This is a genomic window from Kitasatospora sp. NPDC101155, assembly GCF_044768305.1.
In the GTDB taxonomy this organism is placed as follows: Bacteria; Actinomycetota; Actinomycetes; order Streptomycetales; family Streptomycetaceae; genus Kitasatospora.
Genome location: NZ_JBIWPN010000012.1, coordinates 127161 through 146182 on the forward strand (window position 1 = coordinate 127161; position 19022 = coordinate 146182).

Below are 19022 nucleotides of genomic sequence, written 5' to 3' on the forward strand. Positions count from 1 at the left end.
CAGTTTCTATGGGATCCGAGCGGACGGATACTGGAAGAGCCCGGCCGAGAGAGGTGAGGGCGATGGACTGGAAGCTCGAGGTCGTGGTGGTCCCGGTGGCGGACGTGGACCGCGCGAAGGTCTTCTACGAGGAGCAGGCCGGCTTCACGGTCGACCACGACACCTGGCTGCGGGACGGTGTGCGGGTGGTCCAGCTGACTCCTCCGGGATCGCCCTGCTCGATCGTGGTGGGGACGGGGGTGATCGATTCGGCGCCCGGCTCGGTGAAGGGCCTCCAACTGGTGGTGCCGGACATCGAGAGGGCGCACGCGGAGCTCGCGGCGCGCGGTGTGGCGGTCAGCCCGGTCCAGCACTTCGTGGCGGGCTCGCGGATGGACGGGCACGGCGAGGCCTGGAACAACTTCGTGTTCTTCAACGACCCGGACGGCAACGGCTGGGCCGTCCAGGAGGCGCCTTCGGCCGCCTAGGTCTCGGGCAGGCCTGGGGCGGGCCTTGGGTAGGCTCGTGGGATGGCTGAGGACGAGGGAAGCGTGCGGGTGGATGCCTGGATCTGGTCGGTCCGGCTGGCCAAGACGCGATCGCTGGCGGCCGCCGCCTGCAAGGCCGGGCACGTCCGGGTGAACGGCGAGCGGGCCAAGCCGGCCCAGACCCTCAAGCCCGGGGACGAGGTGCGGGTCCGCGAGGAGGGGTACGAGCGGGTCGTCGTGGTGCGCAAGCTGATCCGCAAGCGGGTCGGCGCCTCGGTCGCGGCGGAGTGCCTGATCGACAACAGTCCGCCGCGACCGCCGCGCGAGTTCGTCGCCCCGGTCTTCGAACGCGACCGCGGCGCCGGCCGCCCGACCAAGCGGGATCGGCGCGAGCTGGACGGGCTGCGCGGACGGTAGAGGTCCTACGCCGCTGTGTCGATGAGCACCCGGGGCAGGTTGAGCCGACGGGCTTCGTCCTTGGAGCAGTTGACGAAGGACGCGCGGATCCCGGAGTCGCTCAGAGCTTCTGAGCTGCTCGTGCTGAAGTGCGCAGGGGTGTGCATTAGCTCGTTTGAGTGACATCTGGTTGGCGGCCCGCGCGGTGGCGGCGTCGTCGCGTAGCGTCTGTTGCGCGATCTGGGACGCCGGGTTCGGTGCCAGCGTGCGGGGCTCCCTTGCCACCAGCGAGATGGTCTGGGACCTCCCCGTCGCCTCTGGCCGGACCCACTTGGCCAGGCCGTGAGGGAACCGGCCTCCCGGGAAGGACCACGCACAGGATGCGTGTCGCCCAGCGGGGTTGAGTACGCCGGGGACCAGTGCGCCCAAGACCGTTCGGGGCGTGCGGCTCATCGGGATTCACTCCCGATGAGTCCACAGGAACGGTTCCATGTCGCGGAAGCGAATACCGCGCGCAGTGCCACGTCGCGTCAATTTCTCCCGGTACGTACCGACGTATCCGAGGGACTGTCAGTGTCTCGACGTGGTCTTCGACGGCCGGTCCCGGCGCAGGGTGAAGGCGCCGGGACCGGGTGGTCGGCGGCTACTGCTTGAAGGCGACGCCGGCGTAGGCGGAGACGTCCTGCCAGCCGTCGGGGAGCTCGGTGGTGCGGACGTGGCCGGCGGTGGGGCGCCAGAGCGGGAGTTGGACGAGGCCGGGCCCGACGAACTCGAAGTCGCCGAAGAAGGGTTCGACGCCGGAGCGCGGGCGCAGGACGAGCGGGGCGCTGGCGCTCTTGTAGATCCGGGCGCCCTCGGCGGCGCTCTCGCGGGAGGCGAAGTCGGGGCTGCCGTGGGAGAGGATCAGCGCGCTGCCCGGCGCGAGCGCGTCGCGCAGGGTGCGCACGATCCGCTGCGCGCCCTCCTCGTCGCGGATGAAGTGCAGGACGGCGACCAGCATCAGCGCGACCGGCTGGGAGAGGTCGACGGCGGCGGCCAGCGCGGGGTGGCCGAGGATGGCCTCCGGGTCGCGCAGGTCGGCCTCGATGACGGAGGTGTGCCCGGCCTGGTGGCCGGACAGCAGGGCGCGGGCGTGGGTGGCGACGATCGGGTCGTTGTCCACGTACACCACCCGGGCGTCCGGGGCGACCCGCTGGGCGACCTCGCTGGTGGAGCCGACGGCCGGGATGCCGGTACCGATGTCGACGAACTGGCGGACCCCCCGACCCGCGACGAACTCGACGGCCCGGCCGAGGAACTGCCGGTTGGTGCGGGCCAGCAGCGGCAGCGCGGGGTAGGCGGCTATCGCGGCCTGGGCGGCCTTGCGGTCCGCCTCGAAGTTGTCCTTGCCGCCCAGGTAGTAGTCGTACATCCGCGCGGTGTGCGGTATGCCGGTGTCCAGCCCGCTCGGCGGCTGCCAGTCATCGGCTCTGGCCCACTCCCAGTCGGTGCTCGTGCCGTGGCCGACGGCCGCGGTGTCCTCGTGCATCATCTTCCGCCCCCAATGCGAAATGCCGGAATGTGCCTACCGCCCCGTAACACGCGGCGCGCCGTGATCGTATCCAACGACACACCGTGGAAACAGCGGGAGTTCAGGTTTACGCAACACCCGTAGAACGGAGTGTGTGCACGTCAAGGGAGCGGGTGGACACCCGTGGCGGATCGCCGGGCGGGGCCGTCCTCTCTATGCTGGCTGCCGATGACTGCCGACCGCCGCACCGTACTGCGCACCGCCGCCCAGCTGGCCGCCCTGACCGCCGCCGGCGGGCTCCTCACCGGTTGCGCCGACGGTACGCCCCGCCGGGCCGACACCGGGACGCTCGCCGCGCACCCCGGAACCCTCGACCCGCAGCAATCCACCGACCCGGCCTGGACCGGCGGCGAGGGCCCGGAGTCCCCCGCCCCGACCACCCCGGCCGAGCCGCAGCCCACCGGCCAGCCGACCGCGGCCACCACCCAGAGCTCCGCCCCGCCGACCCCGCCCGCGCTGACGCCGCTCGCGGCCGGCACGCCGTACGAGGTGGTGTACGGGCCGCGCACCGGCAAGAACGTGGCGCTCACCTTCCACGGCAGCGGTGACCCCAAACTCGCCACCGCGCTGCTGGAGGCCGCCGAGCAGCGCGGCGCCAAGCTGACCGTGATGGTGGTCGGCAGCTGGCTGGACCAGCAGCCGCAGATGGCCCGGCGGATCCTGGACGGCGGGCACGAGCTGGGCAACCACACCCAGAACCACCTGAACATCTCGGCGATGCCCCCGGATCAGGCCCGCGCCGAGATCGCCCAGTGCGCCGACCGGCTGCAGAAGCTGACCGGCTCGATCGGCCGCTGGTTCCGCCCCTCCGCCGCCCAGTACGCCACCCAGATGGTGCGCGACCAGGCCAAGGCCGTCGGCTACGAGCACGTGCTGTCCTTCGACGTCGACCCGCGCGACTACAACGACCCGACCGCCGCCGAACTCCAGCGCCGGGTGCTGGGCGCGGTGCGCGGCGGCTCGGTGGTGGCCCTGCACATGGGCCACCAGTGCACCATCGACGCACTGCCGGCGATACTGGACGGCCTGGCCAAGGCGGGGCTCAAGCCCGTCACCGCCAGCCAGCTCTGCGCCTGACGGACGGCGGGGGTCAGGCCATCGGGTCGCCGTCCTTGTACGGGCGCAGCCGCAGCGTTCGGGCGTCCGTCCCGCGGATCTCCTCGGCCCGCTCGACCAGTTCCGAGAGGTCGTCCCGCCCGGCGTGGATGAACCGCCCGTGCAACCCGTCGAAGCGGCCCCGGGCGGCGTCCACGGTGACCGCGACCATGTACGGGATCGAGCCCCAGGCCTTCATGTCCTGGAACATCGGCATCGCGGCGGTCATGTCGGTGGCCACCGCGCCGGGGCTGATGTCCAGGACCACGATGTCGTGCTGGGCCAGCGAGTCCGCCATGTTGTCGGAGAGCTGGAGCAGCGCGCCCTTGGAGGTGGCGTACGCGGTGTAGTTGCCGTCCGGGCGCAGCGCGAAGCCGGAGTTGAGGTTGACCACCCGCCCGCGGCGGCGGGTCACCATGCCGGGCAGCACGCAGCGCAGCAGGTTGTAGGGGCCGCGCAGGTTGGTCTCGATCACCTGCCACCACTGGTTGGGATCGGTCTCCCAGATCGGCACCTCGGCGCGGTCGACCAGGCCGGCGTTGTTGACCAGCAGGTCGATCGGTCCGAGGTCGCGCTCGACCAGCCGGACGGCCTCGCGCACCGACCCCGGACGGCAGACGTCGGCGGTGACCGCGACGCCCCGGGAGCCGCGTTTGAAGCACTCCTTGAGGGTCTCGGTCAGCGTGTCGTGGGTGCGGCCGAGCAGGCCGACTGCCATGCCCTCGGCGGCCAGGCCGATGGCGATCTCCCGGCCGATTCCCCGGCCCGCGCCGGTGATCAGGGCGACCTGTCCTGCGAGTGATCCCATCGGCACCCCGTGCTCCTTTCCCGTCCCCGGCCCCCGTCCGCGGCGTTTTGTCGGACCTGCGGCATTCTGTCGGCCGCCGGGCGGCGGCGGCCCCGGGCACACGCGCGAGCGGCTCGGCCTCACTCGTTCGGAGGATGTGTGAACGCTGGCACTGTGCCGGGGAGGGGGTGACCTACTGGCCGGTACGGAGTAGTAACGTCGTCGGGGCGGTGACCGGTGCACCCATTCCGGCACACCGACCCGTTGACCAGCAGCTCGCTGGGCCACCAGTTCGCTGGGCGACCCCCAGCACCACCGAAGGGCAACTGAGTGAGTGACATCGCGCGCGTCGGAGTAGTCGGCTGCGGCCTGATGGGGTCGGGCATCGCCGAGGTCTTCGCCCGGGCCGGGCTGGACGTCCTGGTGTCGGAGGCCAGCGGTGAGGCGCTGGAGTTCGGCCGCACCCGGCTGACCAACTCCCTGGAGACGGCGGTCAAGCGCGGCAAGCTGACCCCCGAGCAGCGGGACGAGGCGATGTCCCGGCTGTCCTTCACCATCGACCTGTCCGACTTCGCGGACCGCGACCTGGTGGTCGAGGCCGTCGCCGAGCGCGAGGACATCAAGGTCAAGATCTTCGAGACCCTGGACCGGGTGATCGAGCGCCGCGACGCGATCCTGGCGTCCAACACCTCCTCGATCCCGATCGTGAAGCTGGCCGCCGCCACCTCCCGCCCGGAGCAGGTGATCGGCCTGCACTTCTTCAACCCGGCGCCGGTGCAGAAGCTGGTCGAGGTCATCCCGACCCTGACCACCTCGGCGACCACCACCGAGCGGGTCGAGGCCTTCGCCTCCCAGGCGCTCGGCAAGGAGCCGATCCGCGCCCGTGACCGGGCCGGCTTCGTGGTCAACGCGCTGCTCGTCCCGTACCTGCTCTCCGCGGTGCGGATGTTCGAGTCGGGCGTGGCCACCGCCTCCGACATCGACAAGGGCATGGAGGCCGGCTGCGCCCACCCGATGGGCCCGCTGCGGCTGTGCGACCTGATCGGCCTGGACACCATCGTCTCGATCGCCGAGTCGATGTACGACGAGTACAAGGAGCCGCTGTACGCCGCTCCGCCGCTGCTGTCCCGGATGGTCGACGCGGGCCTGCTGGGCCGCAAGTCCGGCCGCGGCTTCTACGACTACACCGCGAGCGCCTGAGCCCCGGCGCAGCAGGGCGCGCCCGTACCGGAGGTCCGGTGCGGGCGCGCCCTTTCACGTGCCTGACGGCTTCACGTGCCTGACGGCTTCACGTGCCTGACGGCTTCACGTGCCTGACGGCCTCGGCTACTTGACCCCGGCGTCCGCGCAGGCCTGCGCGTACTGCTGGGTGCAGATGTCGGACGCCTTGTAGAGCCCGCCGCCGACGACCGTGGCCTCCACCTTCGACTTGGTCACCACGATCGGGGTGAGCAGCAGCGAGGGGATGTGCAGCCCGCCGCTGTCGGTGACCGCGGTCGCGGTGGTGCTGATGTCCAGGCCTTCGGCCAGCTGGACGGCGATGCTGCCCGCCGCGTCCGTCTCGGGCTTGTACGGCTTGTAGATGGTGAACGCCTGCTCGCCCGTGAGCACCCGGCGGACCGCGTCGATGGAGGCGTCCTGGCCGCCCACCGGCACGTTCTTGATGCCTGCGGCCTTCAGGGCGTCGATGACCGCGGCGGCCATGCCGTCGTTCGCGGCGTAGACGGCCTGGATGCCGTCCTTCCCGAGGCTCTGGATGGCCTCGTTCATCTTCGACGTGGCCACCTCCGGCTTCCACTCGCCGGACTGCTCGTAGGCGATCTTCTTGACCCTGCCGTCCAGCGCCAGGTGCGCGCCCGCCTGGAACTGCGCCGCGTTGGGGTCGGACTCGGCGCCGTTGATCATCACGACGTTGGCCGAGGAGGCCTTCGAGCCGAGCGCGTCGAGCAGGGACTGGCCCTGGAGCTGACCGGTCTGCTGGTTGTCGAAGGAGACGTACGCGGCGACCTTGCCCTGGGCCAGCCGGTCGTAGGCGACGACCTTCACGCCCTTGGCGTTGGCGGCGTCGACCCACGGGGCGGTGAGCTTGGCGTCGACCGGGTCGAGCAGGATGACCTTCACGCCCTTGGCGAGCATGTCGTCGAACTGCTTCTTCTGGACGGTCGCTTCGCCGCCCGCGTTGGCGTAGCTGATCGTGCACTTCGTGCAGAGGCTGGTCACCGTCTGTGTGATCAGCGGCTTGTCGAACGCGTCATAGCGGGTCGAGGAGGTGCTCTCCGGAAGCAGCAGACCGACGCCCTCACTGCCTCCGCCGGCCGCCGGCGTCTGGGGCGCCGCGGTCTGGCCGCAGGCCGCGAGGGTGAGCGCGAGCGACGCGGCGGCGGTGCCCGTGGCCGCGAGACGCATGGGTCTGATCATGATCGGTGGTGCCTCCTGTACTGCGCCGCGAACAGTGCGGCAGGGGAGGGATTCAAGCCCCACCGGGCGAATGCGTCAATAAGGGGATGAGGCTTTGTTATCCCCCTGCTCGATTCGTTACGGAATGAACAGGACTTTCACACTTTCGAAGATCGAATTCGGGGAGGATATTGATAATTCAGAGGACTTATTAATGGCAAAGGAGGGCGCGGCGGGCCGGGGGATCCGCCCCGGCCCACCAGGCTCTCAACCGGCGATCGCATAGCTGTCGCCGTAGACCTTCCAGCGCAGCGGCGGGTTGAGGTCGAAGTTCCCCGCGTTGAGGAAGACCATCTGCTCGGTGTCGACCCGACTGGTGTCGGAGTGGGCCTCCTCCTTCTTCATGACCACCTTGCGGGCCTCCAGGAAGGCCTTGATGTAGGTGGCCTCGTCGCCGCCCTGGGCGGGGGTCCTGGCCTTCTTCATGGCCGCGGCGCGAATGCCGCCGAAACTGTCGGAGTCGTTTCCGGGGCCGTGCATGACGATGGCGTCGTAGTAGGCGAACTGGCCGAGCGCACGCAGCCCGTCCGCCTCGGCCTGACCGACGGCGGGGTTGAAGTACACCCGGTCGCGCTCGTCGTTCTGAGCCTGCTGGAAGACCGGATCCTTGGCGGCGACGGCCCAGTCCTTGACGAACGGGGTGCCGAGACCGGCGTGCGAGGCGCTGCCGTTGACCTTCTTCAGCGCGGGCAGGTACTTGGCGAGGACGTTGCCGGGCCTGAGGTCGGTGTAGTGCTTCACCAGGTCCAGCATGTCCCCGGTCCCGGAACAGAAGCCGATGATGCCGGCGGTGTAGCCGCGGCCGTCACCGATGTCCTCGATGTACTTGTACTGGGCCTTCCAGTCCAGCGACGAGTTCTCCGCGCTGGACACCAGCTGCATGGCGATGTCCTTCTTGTGCGGGTCGTCCAGGCCGACGCCCTTGATCCGGACGGAGGCCGCGGCGGCGGGCGCGGCCGGGGCGGCCGAGGCGGCCGCGACCGCGAGGGGCGCGGCCACCAGGGCGGCGGCGAGGGCCGTGCCGAGGGCGCGGCGGGGCTGAGGGCGCATGTGAACGCTCCGTTTCCCAGGGTGGGTTAGGAAACTTTCCTAACGCGAAATTAGCGCCCAACAGCCCTGCTGCCGCAAGGGCTTTGACACACCCTCCTCAACTTCTCCGTCAGACGGCCCGGCGGCGCACCCACCACACCGCCGCCGCGCACAGCACCACGGCCAGCAGGGTCGTCCAGCCGAACTCGATCCACTGGAACGGCCAGAACCGGTCCGCCGGTTGGTACACCTCGTGGATGGTGTAACCGCCGTCGCGCACCAGTTTCTGCAGGTCGTCGTAGCTGGGGCCCAGGTTGTAGAAATCGGCCTCGGAGATCCGGTTCCCGGCCGGGTCCGAGTACCAGACGCTCAACACCCAGCGGTCGTCCACCGCCAGGGATGTCATGGCGTGCACCGGCTCCTCCAGCGGAGTCATGTAGTGCGAGCGCACGGCCTCGGAGAGGAACGGCAACGCGACCGAGGCCGCCAGGCCGAGGCCCACCGCGAGCACGGTGCGGCGCAGCACCGCGCCGGCCAGCGCCGCGACCCCGAAGGCCACCAGCACCCGGCCGATCAGCACCGGCGACGTCTGGCCGAAGAGGTCCGGGTGGAACTGTCCGCCCATGAGCTCCAGCGGCGCGGTCCACCAGCGCAGCACCAGCCCGAACAGCGCCGCCAGCACGGCCAGCACCGCGCCGCCCAGAACCAGGCCGCCCGCCGTCCAGCGGGTCCGCCCGGCCCCCTGGGTCCAGGCGAAGCGCACCGTGCCGTGCTCGAACTCCCGCGCCAGCAGCGGGCCGCCGAGGAACGCGCCGAACACGCCGCCGAGGACGTAGGACACGCTGCCGAGCATCGGCATGCTGTCGGCGTACTGGTGCAGGTACCGCTTGTACTTGGCCATGCAGGCGGTGGTGGCCGGATCGCAGGAGGCCGCGCCCGTGCGGTCCAGGCCGACGTGCAGGTACCAGCCGTGGATCAGCAGGGCAAGGGAGATCACGCCCATCACCGCGAGCAGGATCAGCAGCGCGGGGCGGTGGCGCAGCCCGGCGGCCCGCAGCACGGCGGAGCGGGGCGGGGCCAGGGTGGTCGAGCTCACGACAGCATCGCTTTCTCGGTCGTTCCGGTGGTCGCGGCGGCACGGACGGCCCCGCGCGGGCCGGGCAGCGCGGAGGCGGTCGGCTCGCGCAGGTAGGCGAGCACCAACTCCTCCAGGCCGATGCGCTGTTGGCGCCACCCGCCGGACACCGGGGCGTCCACGCCGCCGGTGCGGACCAGCAGGTGGGACTGGGTACCGGCCCGACGGTCGCGGACCACGGGCAGGCGCTCGGCGACGGCCTCCGCCTCGGCGGTCGGACCGGTGAGCATCCGGTGGCCACCCAGCAGGTCGTCCACCTCGCCGGTGACCTGGACCCGGCCACCGGCGAGCACCACCAGGTAGTCGCAGCTCTGCTCCAGCTCGTTGACGGCGTGCGAGGAGAACATCACCGACAGGCCGTCCTCGGCCACCGCGGTCAGCAGCACGGACATGAAGTCGTGCCGGGCGAGCGGGTCAAGAGCGGCCAACGGCTCGTCCAGGAGCAGGAGTTCGGGCCGCTTGGCGAGGGCCAGGGCGAGCGAGACCTGGGCCTGCTGGCCGCCCGAGAGCCGGCCGTACTTGCGCTCCAGCGGGATGCCGAGGCCGTCCAGGTGGGTGCGGGCCCGGGCGGCGTCCCAGCGCCGGTTGAGGTGACGGCCCATCGCCAGCAGGTCGCGAACGCGCAGGCCCGGGTAGAGCGCGGCGTTCTGGGCGACGAAACCGATCCGGTCCAATGCGCGCGGAGAACCGGGGAGCTGGTCACCGAGGACGGTCATCGCGCCCTCGCTGGGCAGGGTCAGGCCGGCCGCCAGGCCGAGCAGCGTGGTCTTGCCGGCACCGTTCGGGCCGACCAGGGCCACCACGTGCCCGGCCGGGATGGCGAGGTGGCAGTCCCGCAGGGCCCAGGAGCGGCGGTAGCGCTTGCCGATCCCGCCGCAGTCGATCACCGTGTCCGTCGACATCACGCCACCACCCCGTCGCGCCCCTCACGCAGGTCGCGCAGCGCGTCCTCGAACACCGCGACCATCCCCCCTTCGTCCAGCCCGGCAGCCCGTGCCGAGCGCATCCAGTCCAGCAACCCCCGCCGCAGTGCGGCCCGTTCCCTCAGCGGCACCACCCCGGCGGGCAGCCCGCGCACGAAGGTCCCCTGGCCGCGGCGGCCGACCGCCAGACCGCGGTGCTCCAGCTCCCGGTAGGCCTTGAGCACGGTGTTGGGGTTGATCGCCAGGCCGGCGACCACCTCGCGCACCCGGGGCAACCGGTCCCCCTCCGCCAACCAGCCCATCCGCAACGCCTGTTCGACCTGCTGCACGAGTTGCAGATAGGTCGGGACACCGGAGGCCGGGTCCAGGCGGAACTCGATCGGGGAGGGCCGGTCAGCTCCTTTATCTAGTTCCATAGTTAATGAGTTAAGTAGGTGCGGTGACGGGCCGTCAAGTCAAGAAAACGCAAAGGAGCCCCGCACGGACCAGGTGGTCCGGGCGGGGCCCCTCACGCCCTACGGCGTGCCCGCGCTCAGGCGCCGCGGAGCACGGCGCCGGTGCGGGCGACAGCCTCGGCGACGGCGGCCTCGCGGGCGGCGGTGGCCTCGTCGGCTGTCAGGGTGCGGTCGGCGGCGCGGAAGCGCAGCGCGTAGGCCAGCGACTTCTTGCCCTCGCCGACCTGCTCACCGGTGAACACGTCGAACAGCCGGATGGCCTCCAGCAGTTCGCCCGCGCCCGTACGCAGCGCGGCCTCGACCTCGGCGGCCGGGACGGCGGTGTCGACGATCAGCGCGACGTCCTGGGTGGCCACCGGGAAGCCGGAGACCGCCGGGCCGTTGACGCGCTCGGCGCCGTCCGCCGTCAGCAGGTCGATGTCGACCTCCGCGGCTGCGGTACGGGCCGGCAGCCCGAGCGCCTTGACCACGCGCGGGTGCAGCTCACCCGCGTGGCCGACCACCCGGTCGGTGCCGGCGACGACCAGCTCGGCGCAGCGGCCCGGGTGCCAGGGCGCCTGCTGCCCCTGGCGGACGGTCAGCTCGACGCCGGCCGCACGGGCCACCGTACGGGCCGCCTCGACGGCGTCCGCCCAGGAGGCCTGGTCACCCTTGCCCCACCAGCCGGACGGCAGCCGCTCGCCCGCGAGGGCGACGGCGACCCGGCGCGGCTGGTCCGGCAGCGCGGCGTCCAGCGCGGCCAGCTCCTCGTCGCTCGGCCGGTGGTCGACGGCCGGGCGCGGGGCCACGGTCAGCTCGTCCTTGGGCAGGAAGACGGTGCCGGTCTCGAAGACCGCCAGGTCGGTGTTGCCCCGGCCGACGTTGCGGCGCAGCGCGCCGAGCAGGCCCGGCAGCAGCGTGGTGCGCAGCGCCGGCTCCTCGTCGTTGAGCGGGTTGACCAGCTTCACCGTGCGGCGGCGCCGGTCGTCCGACTCCAGGCCGAGCGCCTCGAAGGCGGCCTCGCCGAGGAACGGGTAGTTGTTGACCTCGACGTAGCCGGCCGCGGCCAGCGCCACGCCGATCCGGCGGTGGGTCCGCTGGGCCTCGGTCAGGCCCTTGCCCGGCGGCACGTTGGGCATCCGGGCGGGGACGTTGTCGTAGCCCTCCAGCCGGATGACCTCCTCCGCGAGGTCGTACGGGTCGGTGAGGTCGGGCCGCCAGGTCGGCGGGGTGACCTCCAGGGTGTCGGCCCCCGCGACGGAGCAGCCGATCTCCTGCAGGCGCCGGGTGACGGTCTCGCGGCCGTACTCGGTGCCGGCGACCTTGTCGGGCAGGTCGGCGGGGATCAGGATGGTGCGCACCGGGTGCGGGCCGGCGATGTCGGTGACCCCGGCCTCGGCGGTGCCGCCGGCGATCAGCACGAGCAGGTCGACGGCGCGCTGGGCGGCGGCGCGGGCCGCCTCCGGGTCGACGCCGCGCTCGAAGCGCTTGGACGCCTCGGAGGGCAGCTTGTGCCGCTTGGCGGCGCGGGCGATGACGACCGGGGCGAAGTGCGCCGCCTCGATGATCACCTCGGTGGTGCCCGGGCCGGCGGCCGGGTCGAGGATCTCGGTCGAGGCGCCGCCCATGACACCGGCCAGGCCGATCGGGCCGCTGTTGTCGCAGATCAGCAGGTCCTCGACGGACAGCTTGCGCTCCACGCCGTCGAGGGTGGTGAGGGTCTCGCCCGGCTCGGCCCGGCGGACCGTGATCGGGCCGTCCACGCGCTGCTTGTCGTAGGCGTGCAGCGGCTGGCCGACCTCCAGCATCACGTAGTTGGTGATGTCGACGGTCAGCGAGATCGGGCGGATGCCCGCCTTCTGCAGGCGGCGCTGCAGCCAGATCGGGGACTTGGCGCTCGGGTCGACGCCGACGACCGTACGGGCCACGAAGCGGTCGCAGCCGGCCGGGTCGTTGACCTTGACCAGGTAGCCGAAGGAGTTGGCCGGCGGCACGTCGAGCAGCGCCGGGTCGGCCAGCGGCAGCCCGTACGCGGCGGCGGCCTCACGGGCCACGCCGCGCATGGACAGGCAGTAGCCGCGGTCCGGGGTGACGGCGATGTCGAGCACCTCGTCGACCAGCTGGAGCAGCTCGATGGCGTCGGTGCCGGGCTCGTACTCCGGCGGGAGCACGATGATGCCGTTGTGGTCGTCGCCCATGCCCAGCTCGCGGGCCGAACAGATCATGCCGGCCGAGGTCTGGCCGTAGGTCTTGCGGGCCGCGATCGGGAACGGGCCGGGCAGAACGGCGCCCGGGAGCACGACGACGACCTTGTCGCCCACGGCGAAGTTGGTCGCGCCGCAGACGATCTCCTGCGGCTCGCCGGTGCCGTTGGCGTCGCCGACGTTGACGAAGCAGTGCCGGATCGGCTTCTTGAAGCCGGACAGCTCCTCGATGGAGAGCACCTCGCCGACCACCAGCGGACCCTTGAGGTCGCCGCCGAGCTGCTCGACGGTCTCGACCTCCAGGCCGGCCCGGACCAGGCGCTCGGCCACGTCACGGCCGGTCTCACCGGCCGGCAGATCGACGTACTCGCGCAGCCAGGAAAGCGGGACGCGCATCAGATCTCCATCCCGAACGGGAGGGTGAAGCGCACGTCACCCTCGACCATGTCGCGCATGTCGGCGACGTTGTGACGATTCATCAGGATCCGCTCCAGGCCCAGGCCGAAGGCGAACCCGCTGTAGCGGTCCGGGTCCACGCCACAGGCGACCAGCACCCGCGGGTTGACCACGCCGCAGCCGCCGAGCTCGATCCAGCCCTCGGAGGAGCAGGTGCGGCACGGGCGGTCCGGGTTGCCGACGCTCTCGCCGCGGCACACGAAGCACTGCAGGTCGATCTCGGCGCTCGGCTCGGTGAACGGGAAGTACGAGGGGCGCCAGCGCAGCTCCAGGCCGCCGCCGATCAGCTTCTCGACCAGCACCTCGATGGTGCCCTTGAGGTCGGCGAAGGTGATGCCCTCGTCGACGGCGAGGCCCTCGACCTGGCGGAACACCGGGGTGTGGGTGGCGTCCAGCTCGTCGGTCCGGTAGACCCTGCCCGGGCAGACCACGTAGACGGGGGGCTCGCGGTCGAGCATGGTGCGGGCCTGGACCGGGGAGGTCTGGGTGCGCAGCACCACGCCGGAGTCGGCGGAGCCGTCCGGGGCCTGCACGAAGAAGGTGTCCTGCATCGAGCGGGCCGGGTGGTCCGGGCCCAGGTTGAGGGCGTCGAAGTTGAGCCACTCGGCCTCGACCTCGGGGCCCTCGGCGACCTGGTAACCCATCGCGACGAAGGTGTCCTCGATGCGCTCGGCCATCGTGGTCAGCGGGTGCCGGGCGCCGCGCGGGACGCGGTCGTACGGCAGCGTGACGTCCACCGCCTCCTCGACCAGCACGCGGGCGTCCCGCTCCGCCTCCAGCTCGGCCTGCCGCTTGGCGAGCGCCTGGTTGACGGCGCCGCGGGCCTGGCCGATCAGCTTGCCGGCGGCGGCCTTGGCGTGCGGCGGAAGGGCGCCGATCTCGCGGTTGGCGAGCGAGAGCGCGGAGCGGTCGCCGGTGTGGGCGACCTTGGCCTGCTTCAGCTCGTCCAGGGTGCCGGCGGCGGCGAAGGCGGCGATCGCCTCGTCCCGCGCCTGCTCCACCACCTCGGGCTTGAGGGCCTCGACCTCGACGGGGTCGTACGACTTGTTGGGTGCCGACATCTCTATCTTTCCCGTGCTCCTGCTCGTCCGTGCTCAGGTGTGTGGGGCTCGCCTTCGCGTCACGCCCGGCGGGGCCGGGGCGCGGGCAGCCGATCTCCGTACGAACGGGGAGGGGCGTCCGCGGCACAGCCGCACAGGGCGTTGCGCAACGCCAAAGGTCGAGTGTAGTCGCAGCGCGTAGCGCGGCTGCCGTCAAGCCCGTCCGGGCCCCGACCACAGCATGCTCTGCTGGTCGTCCATGCTCGTTCAGAGCATGAAGTCGGGCACCCCGGCGGGCAGGATAAATCGGAACCTGGCCCCGCCGCCGGGCGCGCGGTCGACCCGGATCGAGCCGCCGTGGGCCTCCACGATGCCCTTGACGATATAGAGCCCGAGGCCGGTGCCACCGCGCTTGGAGCCCCGCCAGAAGCGGGTGAAGACGCGCGGGATCGACTCCTCGGGGATGCCGCTTCCTTCGTCGCTCACGGTGACCGCGGTGCCTTCCACGATGCGGGGCGGGGTGCCGGAGCGCTCCCAGACGGGCGCCTCGACGACCTCCTTGGCCGGTGCCACCTCGATCGTGACAGTTCCCTCGCCGTGGCGCACCGCGTTTTCCAGCAGGTTGGCCAGCACCTGGTCGACCTTGTCCGGGTCCGCCCACAGCACCGTCAGCGGCTCGCTGATCCGGATGTCGAAGCGCTCCTCCGGGATGCCGGTGGCGACCTTGCGCTCGACGTGCCGGCGCACCGCCGCCGCCAGGTCGACCACCTGCTTGCGCAGCTCCAGCCGCCCGGCGTCGATCCGGGAGATGTCCAGCAGCTCGGCGATCAGCCGGGTGACCCGGTCGGCGTCCGCGTCCACGGTCTCCAGCATCAACCGCTTCTGCCCGTCGGTGAACCGCTCCCACTTGGCCAGCAGCGTGGCCGTGAAGCCCTTGACGCTGGTCAACGGGGAGCGCAGCTCGTGCGCGACGGTGGCGATCAGCTCGGCGTGGCTGCGCTCGGTGCGACGCCGCGCCTCGGTGCCGCGCAGGGCGATCACCAGGCGCTCCAGCGGCCCGCCGGGCTCGGTGCGGATGTAGCGCGCGGAGACCAGCACCTCACGGCCACCGGGCAGCAGCAGGTTGCGCTCGGGCTGGCCGGTGCGGATGGCCAAGCCGCCGTACGGGTCGGTCAGCTGCCACCAGCGGCGGCCGTCCAGGTCCTCCAGCGGCAGGACGTCCTCCAGCACGCTGCCGAGCGCGGCCGCCGGGAGCACGCCGGTGAGCCGGGCCGCGGCCCGGTTGAAGCAGACCACCCGACCCAGCGCGTCGGCGACCACCAGGCCGTCCGGCAGGTCGTCCGGGTCGAGCTCGGGCCCGCTTCCGACCATGGGTTGCCTCCCCGATTACCCACCGTGCCGTTCCCCACACCGAGGCAGACCCTAGCGCCTCGCAGGCCCCGACAGTAGGGCTTGCAGCGTGGTGATCCCGGCGCGCTCGGGGCGTGTCCCGTGGGTTTTGCCGCGGACCCGGCGAGGACCCGCATGACACGCCCCACGGCGCGTGTCAGCCGTTCGAGCGGCAGCCGCCGGGCGAACGCTGCGCCCGGGCCGAGGCGTACAGGCAGACGGCCGCGGCGGTGGCCAGATTGAGGCTCTCGGCGTGCCCGTGGATCGGGACGCGCACGACCTCGTCGGTGAGCGCACGGGTCTCCTCCGGGAGCCCCCACGCCTCGTTGCCGAACACCCACGCGCCGGGCGCGCCCAGGGTGCCCTCGTCGAGCTCCTGGTCCAGGTCGCGCTCCCCCGCGCCGTCCGCGGCGAGCACCCGGATCCCGGCCTCGCGCAGCTTCCCGACCGCCTCCTCGACCGGCACGCCGACCGCCACCGGCAGGTGGAACAGGCTGCCGACGGAGGCCCGGACGGCCTTCGGGTTGTAGAGGTCCACCGAGGCGTCGGTGAGCACCACGGCGTCCGCGCCGGCCGCGTCGGCGGTGCGCAGCACGGTGCCGGCGTTCCCGGGGTCGCGCACGTGGGCGAGGATCGCCACCAGCTTCGGCCGGGCCTTGAGCACCTCGGCGAACGGGGTGTCGATGAAGCGGCAGAGCGCCACGATGCCCTGCGGGGTCACCGTGTCGCAGATGTCGGCGATCACCTCGTCGGTGGCGGTCAGCACCGGCAGTCCCTCGGCCAGGGCAGCCTCGACGATGTCCGCGTGCCGCTCGGCGGCCTCCAGGCCCACGTACACCTCGACCACGGCGTGCTCGGCCGTCCCCGGCAGCTTGCCGAAGGCGACGGCCTCCCGGACGGCCTGCGGGCCCTCGGCCAGGAAGCGGCGCTCCTTGGTGCGCTGGTTCCGCTTGGCCAGCCGGCGGGCGGCGACGACGCGCGGCGAGCGCAGGGAGGTGAGCAGGGGGGTGTCGGTGCTCGGCATGGTCTCGTTCTCTGGGGGCGCTGACTCTGGAGGTGCTGACGCTGGGGGCGGAACGCAGAACCGGACCCGCAGGAGAGCCTGCGGGTCCGGTCAGAGCTCAACCGATCTCGGAAGATCAGGCGGCGTCCGCGGCAGCCTTCGGGGCGTTCACGTCGGCCGGCAGCGCCTTCTGGGCGACCTCGACCAGGGAGGCGAACGCACCCGGGTCGTTGACGGCCAGGTCGGCCAGCATCTTGCGGTCGATCTCGACGCTGGCGGCCTTCAGGCCCTGCACGAAGCGGTTGTAGGTGATGCCGTTGGCACGGGCCGCAGCGTTGATGCGCTGGATCCACAGCTGACGGAAGTCGCCCTTGCGCTTCTTGCGGTCGTTGAAGTTGTAGACCAGCGAGTGGGTGACCTGCTCCTTGGCCTTGCGGTACAGGCGCGAGCGCTGGCCACGGTAGCCGCTGGCGCGCTCCAGGATGACCCGGCGCTTCTTGTGGGCGTTGACTGCCCGCTTGACGCGTGCCACTTGATTACTCCTTGGGTTGGACCACGGACTACTTCACGTGGTCCGTCATTCGAATGGGTCGGGAAGGATCAGCTGCCCCGCACCGGCTCGCGCCGGGCGGGAGGGCGATCACTTGCCGAGAAGCTTCTTGATCTTCTTGGCGTCAGCGGGGGCCAGCTCGACCGTCCCGGCCAGCTTGCGGGTCAGCGTCGAGGGCTTGTGCTCCAGGAGGTGGCGGCGGCCGGCGCGCTCGCGCAGCACCTTGCCAGAGCCACTGATCTTGAAGCGCTTGCTGGCGCCACTGTGCGTCTTCTGCTTCGGCATTTCGCCGTATCTCCTCGTCGGTCCCGTTCACGCCCGCGCAACCTGTGCCGCGCGGGCGTGAACTGGATGGATCTGCGGTGACCGGGCGGGACGCCCTGTCACCCTAGGGGCCGGTCTCCCGGACTGCCCCGAGCCGGTGTCGGCTCAGGCGCCCTGGGAGGCGGCCGGCTGCTCGACCGGAGCCTCGGCCTCGGTGGCCGGCGCCTCGACCGGGGCGTCCTGCTCCTCGGTCACTGCGTCGTCGGCCACCAGGTCCTCGGCCACCGCGTCGTCGTCCTCGGGGGCGGCGTCGGAGCCGGGGGTCCGGCCCAGCCGCTCGGCCTTGCGGGCGTCCGCGAGGGCGCGGGCCTCGGCCATCGCCTCGGTCTTCTTCTTGTGCGGGCCAAGAACCATGATCATGTTCCGGCCGTCCTGCTTCGGCGAGGACTCGACGAAGCCCAGCTCCTGGACGTCGTCGGCGAGCCGCTGCAGCAGACGGAAGCCCAGCTCGGGGCGGGACTGCTCACGACCACGGAACATGATCGTGATCTTGACCTTGTCGCCCTGCTTGAGGAACCGGACGACGTGACCCTTCTTGGTGTCATAGTCGTGCGGGTCGATCTTCGGCCGGAGCTTCATCTCCTTGATGACCGTGTGCGCCTGGTTCTTGCGCGCCTCACGGGCCTTCATGGCCGACTCGTACTTGAACTTGCCGTAGTCCATGAGCTTGCACACCGGCGGCCGGGCGGTCGCCGCGACCTCGACCAGGTCGAGGTCGTACTCCTGCGCGAGCTCCAGCGCCTTGGCAAGCGGCACGATGCCGACCTGCTCGCCGCTGGGACCGACGAGTCGCACCTCCGGGACGCGAATCCGGTCGTTGATGCGGGGCTCGGTGCTGATGGGGCCTCCTCGGTTGCACCTTCTGCGATGCGGCCGTCGGACGGCGGTCGCACGTAGTGGACTCGACCACTGGGCGGGGCTTCATTCGAGCTGCGCTGCCCGGTACCTCTCGGCACCGCGAGCACCGCGACACGAAAAAAGCCCCGCTCGGTACAAGCGGGGCTCCACACAACCGGGGGCGGCACCCGGTGAGGGGCGCTGCAGCGACTCGGCGCCGTGGCGCCCGTCGCGGACCGGACCCGTCGACCGTGAGGCCGATCAGGTGGGAGACTTTCGCGGTTGCCCTCTCGGGCCTCCTCGCAGTGGAGCCTCCACTTGCTGGCCAGGTGCCCGTGAGGGATCCCGGCCGGTCAGTCTCGAAGCATACAGCGCCGGGGAGTCGAACGCTATTCCGCCCCGGCGCACTGCCTTTTCCCGCGCGTCACACGCCCCTTGTACGCTCCACGTGTACCCACCCGGCACGAAGGAACGAGCCACCCTTGAGCAGCGAGCCCACCCAGAACCCCGGCGCGGACGACGACGCGATCGGCTTCGACGACCTCACCCGCGACATCGCCGAGGTCCCGGCCGTCGAGGTGATCACCACCGTCGCGGTGCACCTGATGAGCGCGGCCGCGGTCAAGTGCGGCCTCGCCGAGGGTGGCGAGAAGGACAAGGACCTGGACGAGGCCCGCAAGCTGATCACCGCGCTCGCCGGGCTGGTCACCGCCGGTGCCCCCGAGATCAGCAACTTCCACGCGGCCCCGCTGCGGGACGGCCTGCGCTCGCTGCAGCTGGCCTTCCGCGAGGCCTCGCTCGTGCCGGACGCGCCGGGCACCGGGCCGGGCGAGAAGTTCACCGGGCCGGTTTACAGCTGAGATCGATCGAATAGCACCCCCGAAATTTCGGGGGTGGATCCGCTTCTCCTGGGGCACCTACCGAAT

The 19022-nt window shown here is 71.6% G+C and carries 19 protein-coding genes; 5 read left to right on the plus strand and 14 right to left on the minus strand.

Going from position 1 to position 19022, the window contains the following annotated elements:
- Positions 1-62: 62 nt before the first annotated feature.
- Both ACIRYZ_RS20080 and ACIRYZ_RS20085 read left to right on the plus strand, forming a co-directional pair.
- Positions 63-467 (plus strand): VOC family protein, encoded by a 405-nt coding sequence (locus ACIRYZ_RS20080; protein ID WP_387627901.1) that lies wholly within the window; start codon positions 63-65, stop codon positions 465-467.
- A 42-nt stretch (positions 468-509) separates the two neighbouring features.
- Positions 510-884, plus strand: coding sequence for an RNA-binding S4 domain-containing protein (locus tag ACIRYZ_RS20085; RefSeq protein WP_402945914.1), 375 nt, complete (start codon positions 510-512; stop codon positions 882-884).
- Between the two features lie 622 nt (positions 885-1506).
- On the opposite strand, the gene ACIRYZ_RS20090 is transcribed toward ACIRYZ_RS20085, so the two are convergent.
- Positions 1507-2394, minus strand: coding sequence for an SAM-dependent methyltransferase (locus ACIRYZ_RS20090; RefSeq protein WP_393031966.1), 888 nt, complete (start codon positions 2392-2394; stop codon positions 1507-1509).
- 207 nt (positions 2395-2601) lie between these two features.
- Between ACIRYZ_RS20090 and ACIRYZ_RS20095 the strand changes: the two genes are divergently transcribed.
- Entirely contained in the window at positions 2602-3510 is a 909-nt protein-coding gene (locus ACIRYZ_RS20095; RefSeq protein ID WP_402945916.1) for a polysaccharide deacetylase family protein, read from the plus strand.
- A 13-nt stretch (positions 3511-3523) separates the two neighbouring features.
- On the opposite strand, the gene ACIRYZ_RS20100 is transcribed toward ACIRYZ_RS20095, so the two are convergent.
- On the minus strand, positions 3524-4336 hold the full coding sequence (locus ACIRYZ_RS20100) for an SDR family NAD(P)-dependent oxidoreductase (RefSeq protein ID WP_402945917.1): 813 nt from the start codon (positions 4334-4336) through the stop codon (positions 3524-3526).
- A 309-nt stretch (positions 4337-4645) separates the two neighbouring features.
- Here ACIRYZ_RS20100 and ACIRYZ_RS20105 point away from each other — a divergent pair, with 309 nt between their 5' ends.
- A complete protein-coding gene (locus tag ACIRYZ_RS20105; protein ID WP_402945918.1) occupies positions 4646-5515 on the plus strand; it encodes a 3-hydroxybutyryl-CoA dehydrogenase in 870 nt (289 codons plus the stop codon).
- A gap of 126 nt (positions 5516-5641) precedes the next feature.
- Here the strand turns inward: ACIRYZ_RS20105 and ACIRYZ_RS20110 are convergent, their stop codons facing one another.
- The 12 genes from ACIRYZ_RS20110 to infC form a co-directional block, all read right to left on the minus strand.
- On the minus strand, positions 5642-6721 hold the full coding sequence (locus tag ACIRYZ_RS20110; protein ID WP_402945920.1) for a sugar ABC transporter substrate-binding protein: 1080 nt from the start codon (positions 6719-6721) through the stop codon (positions 5642-5644).
- A 258-nt stretch (positions 6722-6979) separates the two neighbouring features.
- The gene (locus ACIRYZ_RS20115; protein WP_402945922.1) at positions 6980-7822 is read right to left on the minus strand and encodes a chitosanase; all 843 of its coding nucleotides are present in this window, start codon (positions 7820-7822) and stop codon (positions 6980-6982) included.
- A gap of 109 nt (positions 7823-7931) precedes the next feature.
- On the minus strand, positions 7932-8897 hold the full coding sequence (locus tag ACIRYZ_RS20120; protein WP_402945923.1) for an ABC transporter permease subunit: 966 nt from the start codon (positions 8895-8897) through the stop codon (positions 7932-7934).
- Entirely contained in the window at positions 8894-9838 is a 945-nt protein-coding gene (locus ACIRYZ_RS20125; RefSeq protein WP_402945925.1) for an ATP-binding cassette domain-containing protein, read from the minus strand. The genes ACIRYZ_RS20120 and ACIRYZ_RS20125 overlap by 4 nt, the downstream gene beginning before the upstream one ends.
- Positions 9838-10275: a GntR family transcriptional regulator gene (locus ACIRYZ_RS20130; protein ID WP_396249465.1), complete on the minus strand. Its 438-nt coding sequence runs from the start codon at positions 10273-10275 to the stop codon at positions 9838-9840. The genes ACIRYZ_RS20125 and ACIRYZ_RS20130 overlap by 1 nt, the downstream gene beginning before the upstream one ends.
- A 116-nt stretch (positions 10276-10391) precedes the next feature.
- A complete protein-coding gene (gene pheT, locus ACIRYZ_RS20135; RefSeq protein ID WP_402945927.1) occupies positions 10392-12893 on the minus strand; it encodes a phenylalanine--tRNA ligase subunit beta in 2502 nt (833 codons plus the stop codon).
- Positions 12893-14014 (minus strand): phenylalanine--tRNA ligase subunit alpha, encoded by a 1122-nt coding sequence (gene pheS / locus ACIRYZ_RS20140; RefSeq protein ID WP_402945929.1) that lies wholly within the window; start codon positions 14012-14014, stop codon positions 12893-12895. Before pheS ends, pheT begins: the two co-directional genes overlap by 1 nt.
- Before the next feature lie 246 nt (positions 14015-14260).
- Positions 14261-15364 (minus strand): ATP-binding protein, encoded by a 1104-nt coding sequence (locus tag ACIRYZ_RS20145; protein ID WP_402945931.1) that lies wholly within the window; start codon positions 15362-15364, stop codon positions 14261-14263.
- A gap of 175 nt (positions 15365-15539) precedes the next feature.
- Positions 15540-16406 (minus strand): TrmH family RNA methyltransferase, encoded by an 867-nt coding sequence (locus tag ACIRYZ_RS20150; protein WP_393031997.1) that lies wholly within the window; start codon positions 16404-16406, stop codon positions 15540-15542.
- 115 nt (positions 16407-16521) lie between these two features.
- The gene (gene rplT, locus ACIRYZ_RS20155; protein WP_030055649.1) at positions 16522-16917 is read right to left on the minus strand and encodes a 50S ribosomal protein L20; all 396 of its coding nucleotides are present in this window, start codon (positions 16915-16917) and stop codon (positions 16522-16524) included.
- Between the two features lie 108 nt (positions 16918-17025).
- Positions 17026-17220, minus strand: a complete 195-nt coding sequence (gene rpmI, locus ACIRYZ_RS20160) for a 50S ribosomal protein L35 (protein WP_030055648.1) — start codon at positions 17218-17220, stop codon at positions 17026-17028.
- 144 nt (positions 17221-17364) lie between these two features.
- A complete protein-coding gene (gene infC, locus ACIRYZ_RS20165; protein WP_402946073.1) occupies positions 17365-18099 on the minus strand; it encodes a translation initiation factor IF-3 in 735 nt (244 codons plus the stop codon).
- Positions 18100-18578: 479 nt separating this feature from the next.
- Between infC and ACIRYZ_RS20170 the strand changes: the two genes are divergently transcribed.
- Positions 18579-18956, plus strand: a complete 378-nt coding sequence (locus tag ACIRYZ_RS20170) for a DUF1844 domain-containing protein (RefSeq protein ID WP_363427199.1) — start codon at positions 18579-18581, stop codon at positions 18954-18956.
- Positions 18957-19022 lie beyond the last annotated feature (66 nt).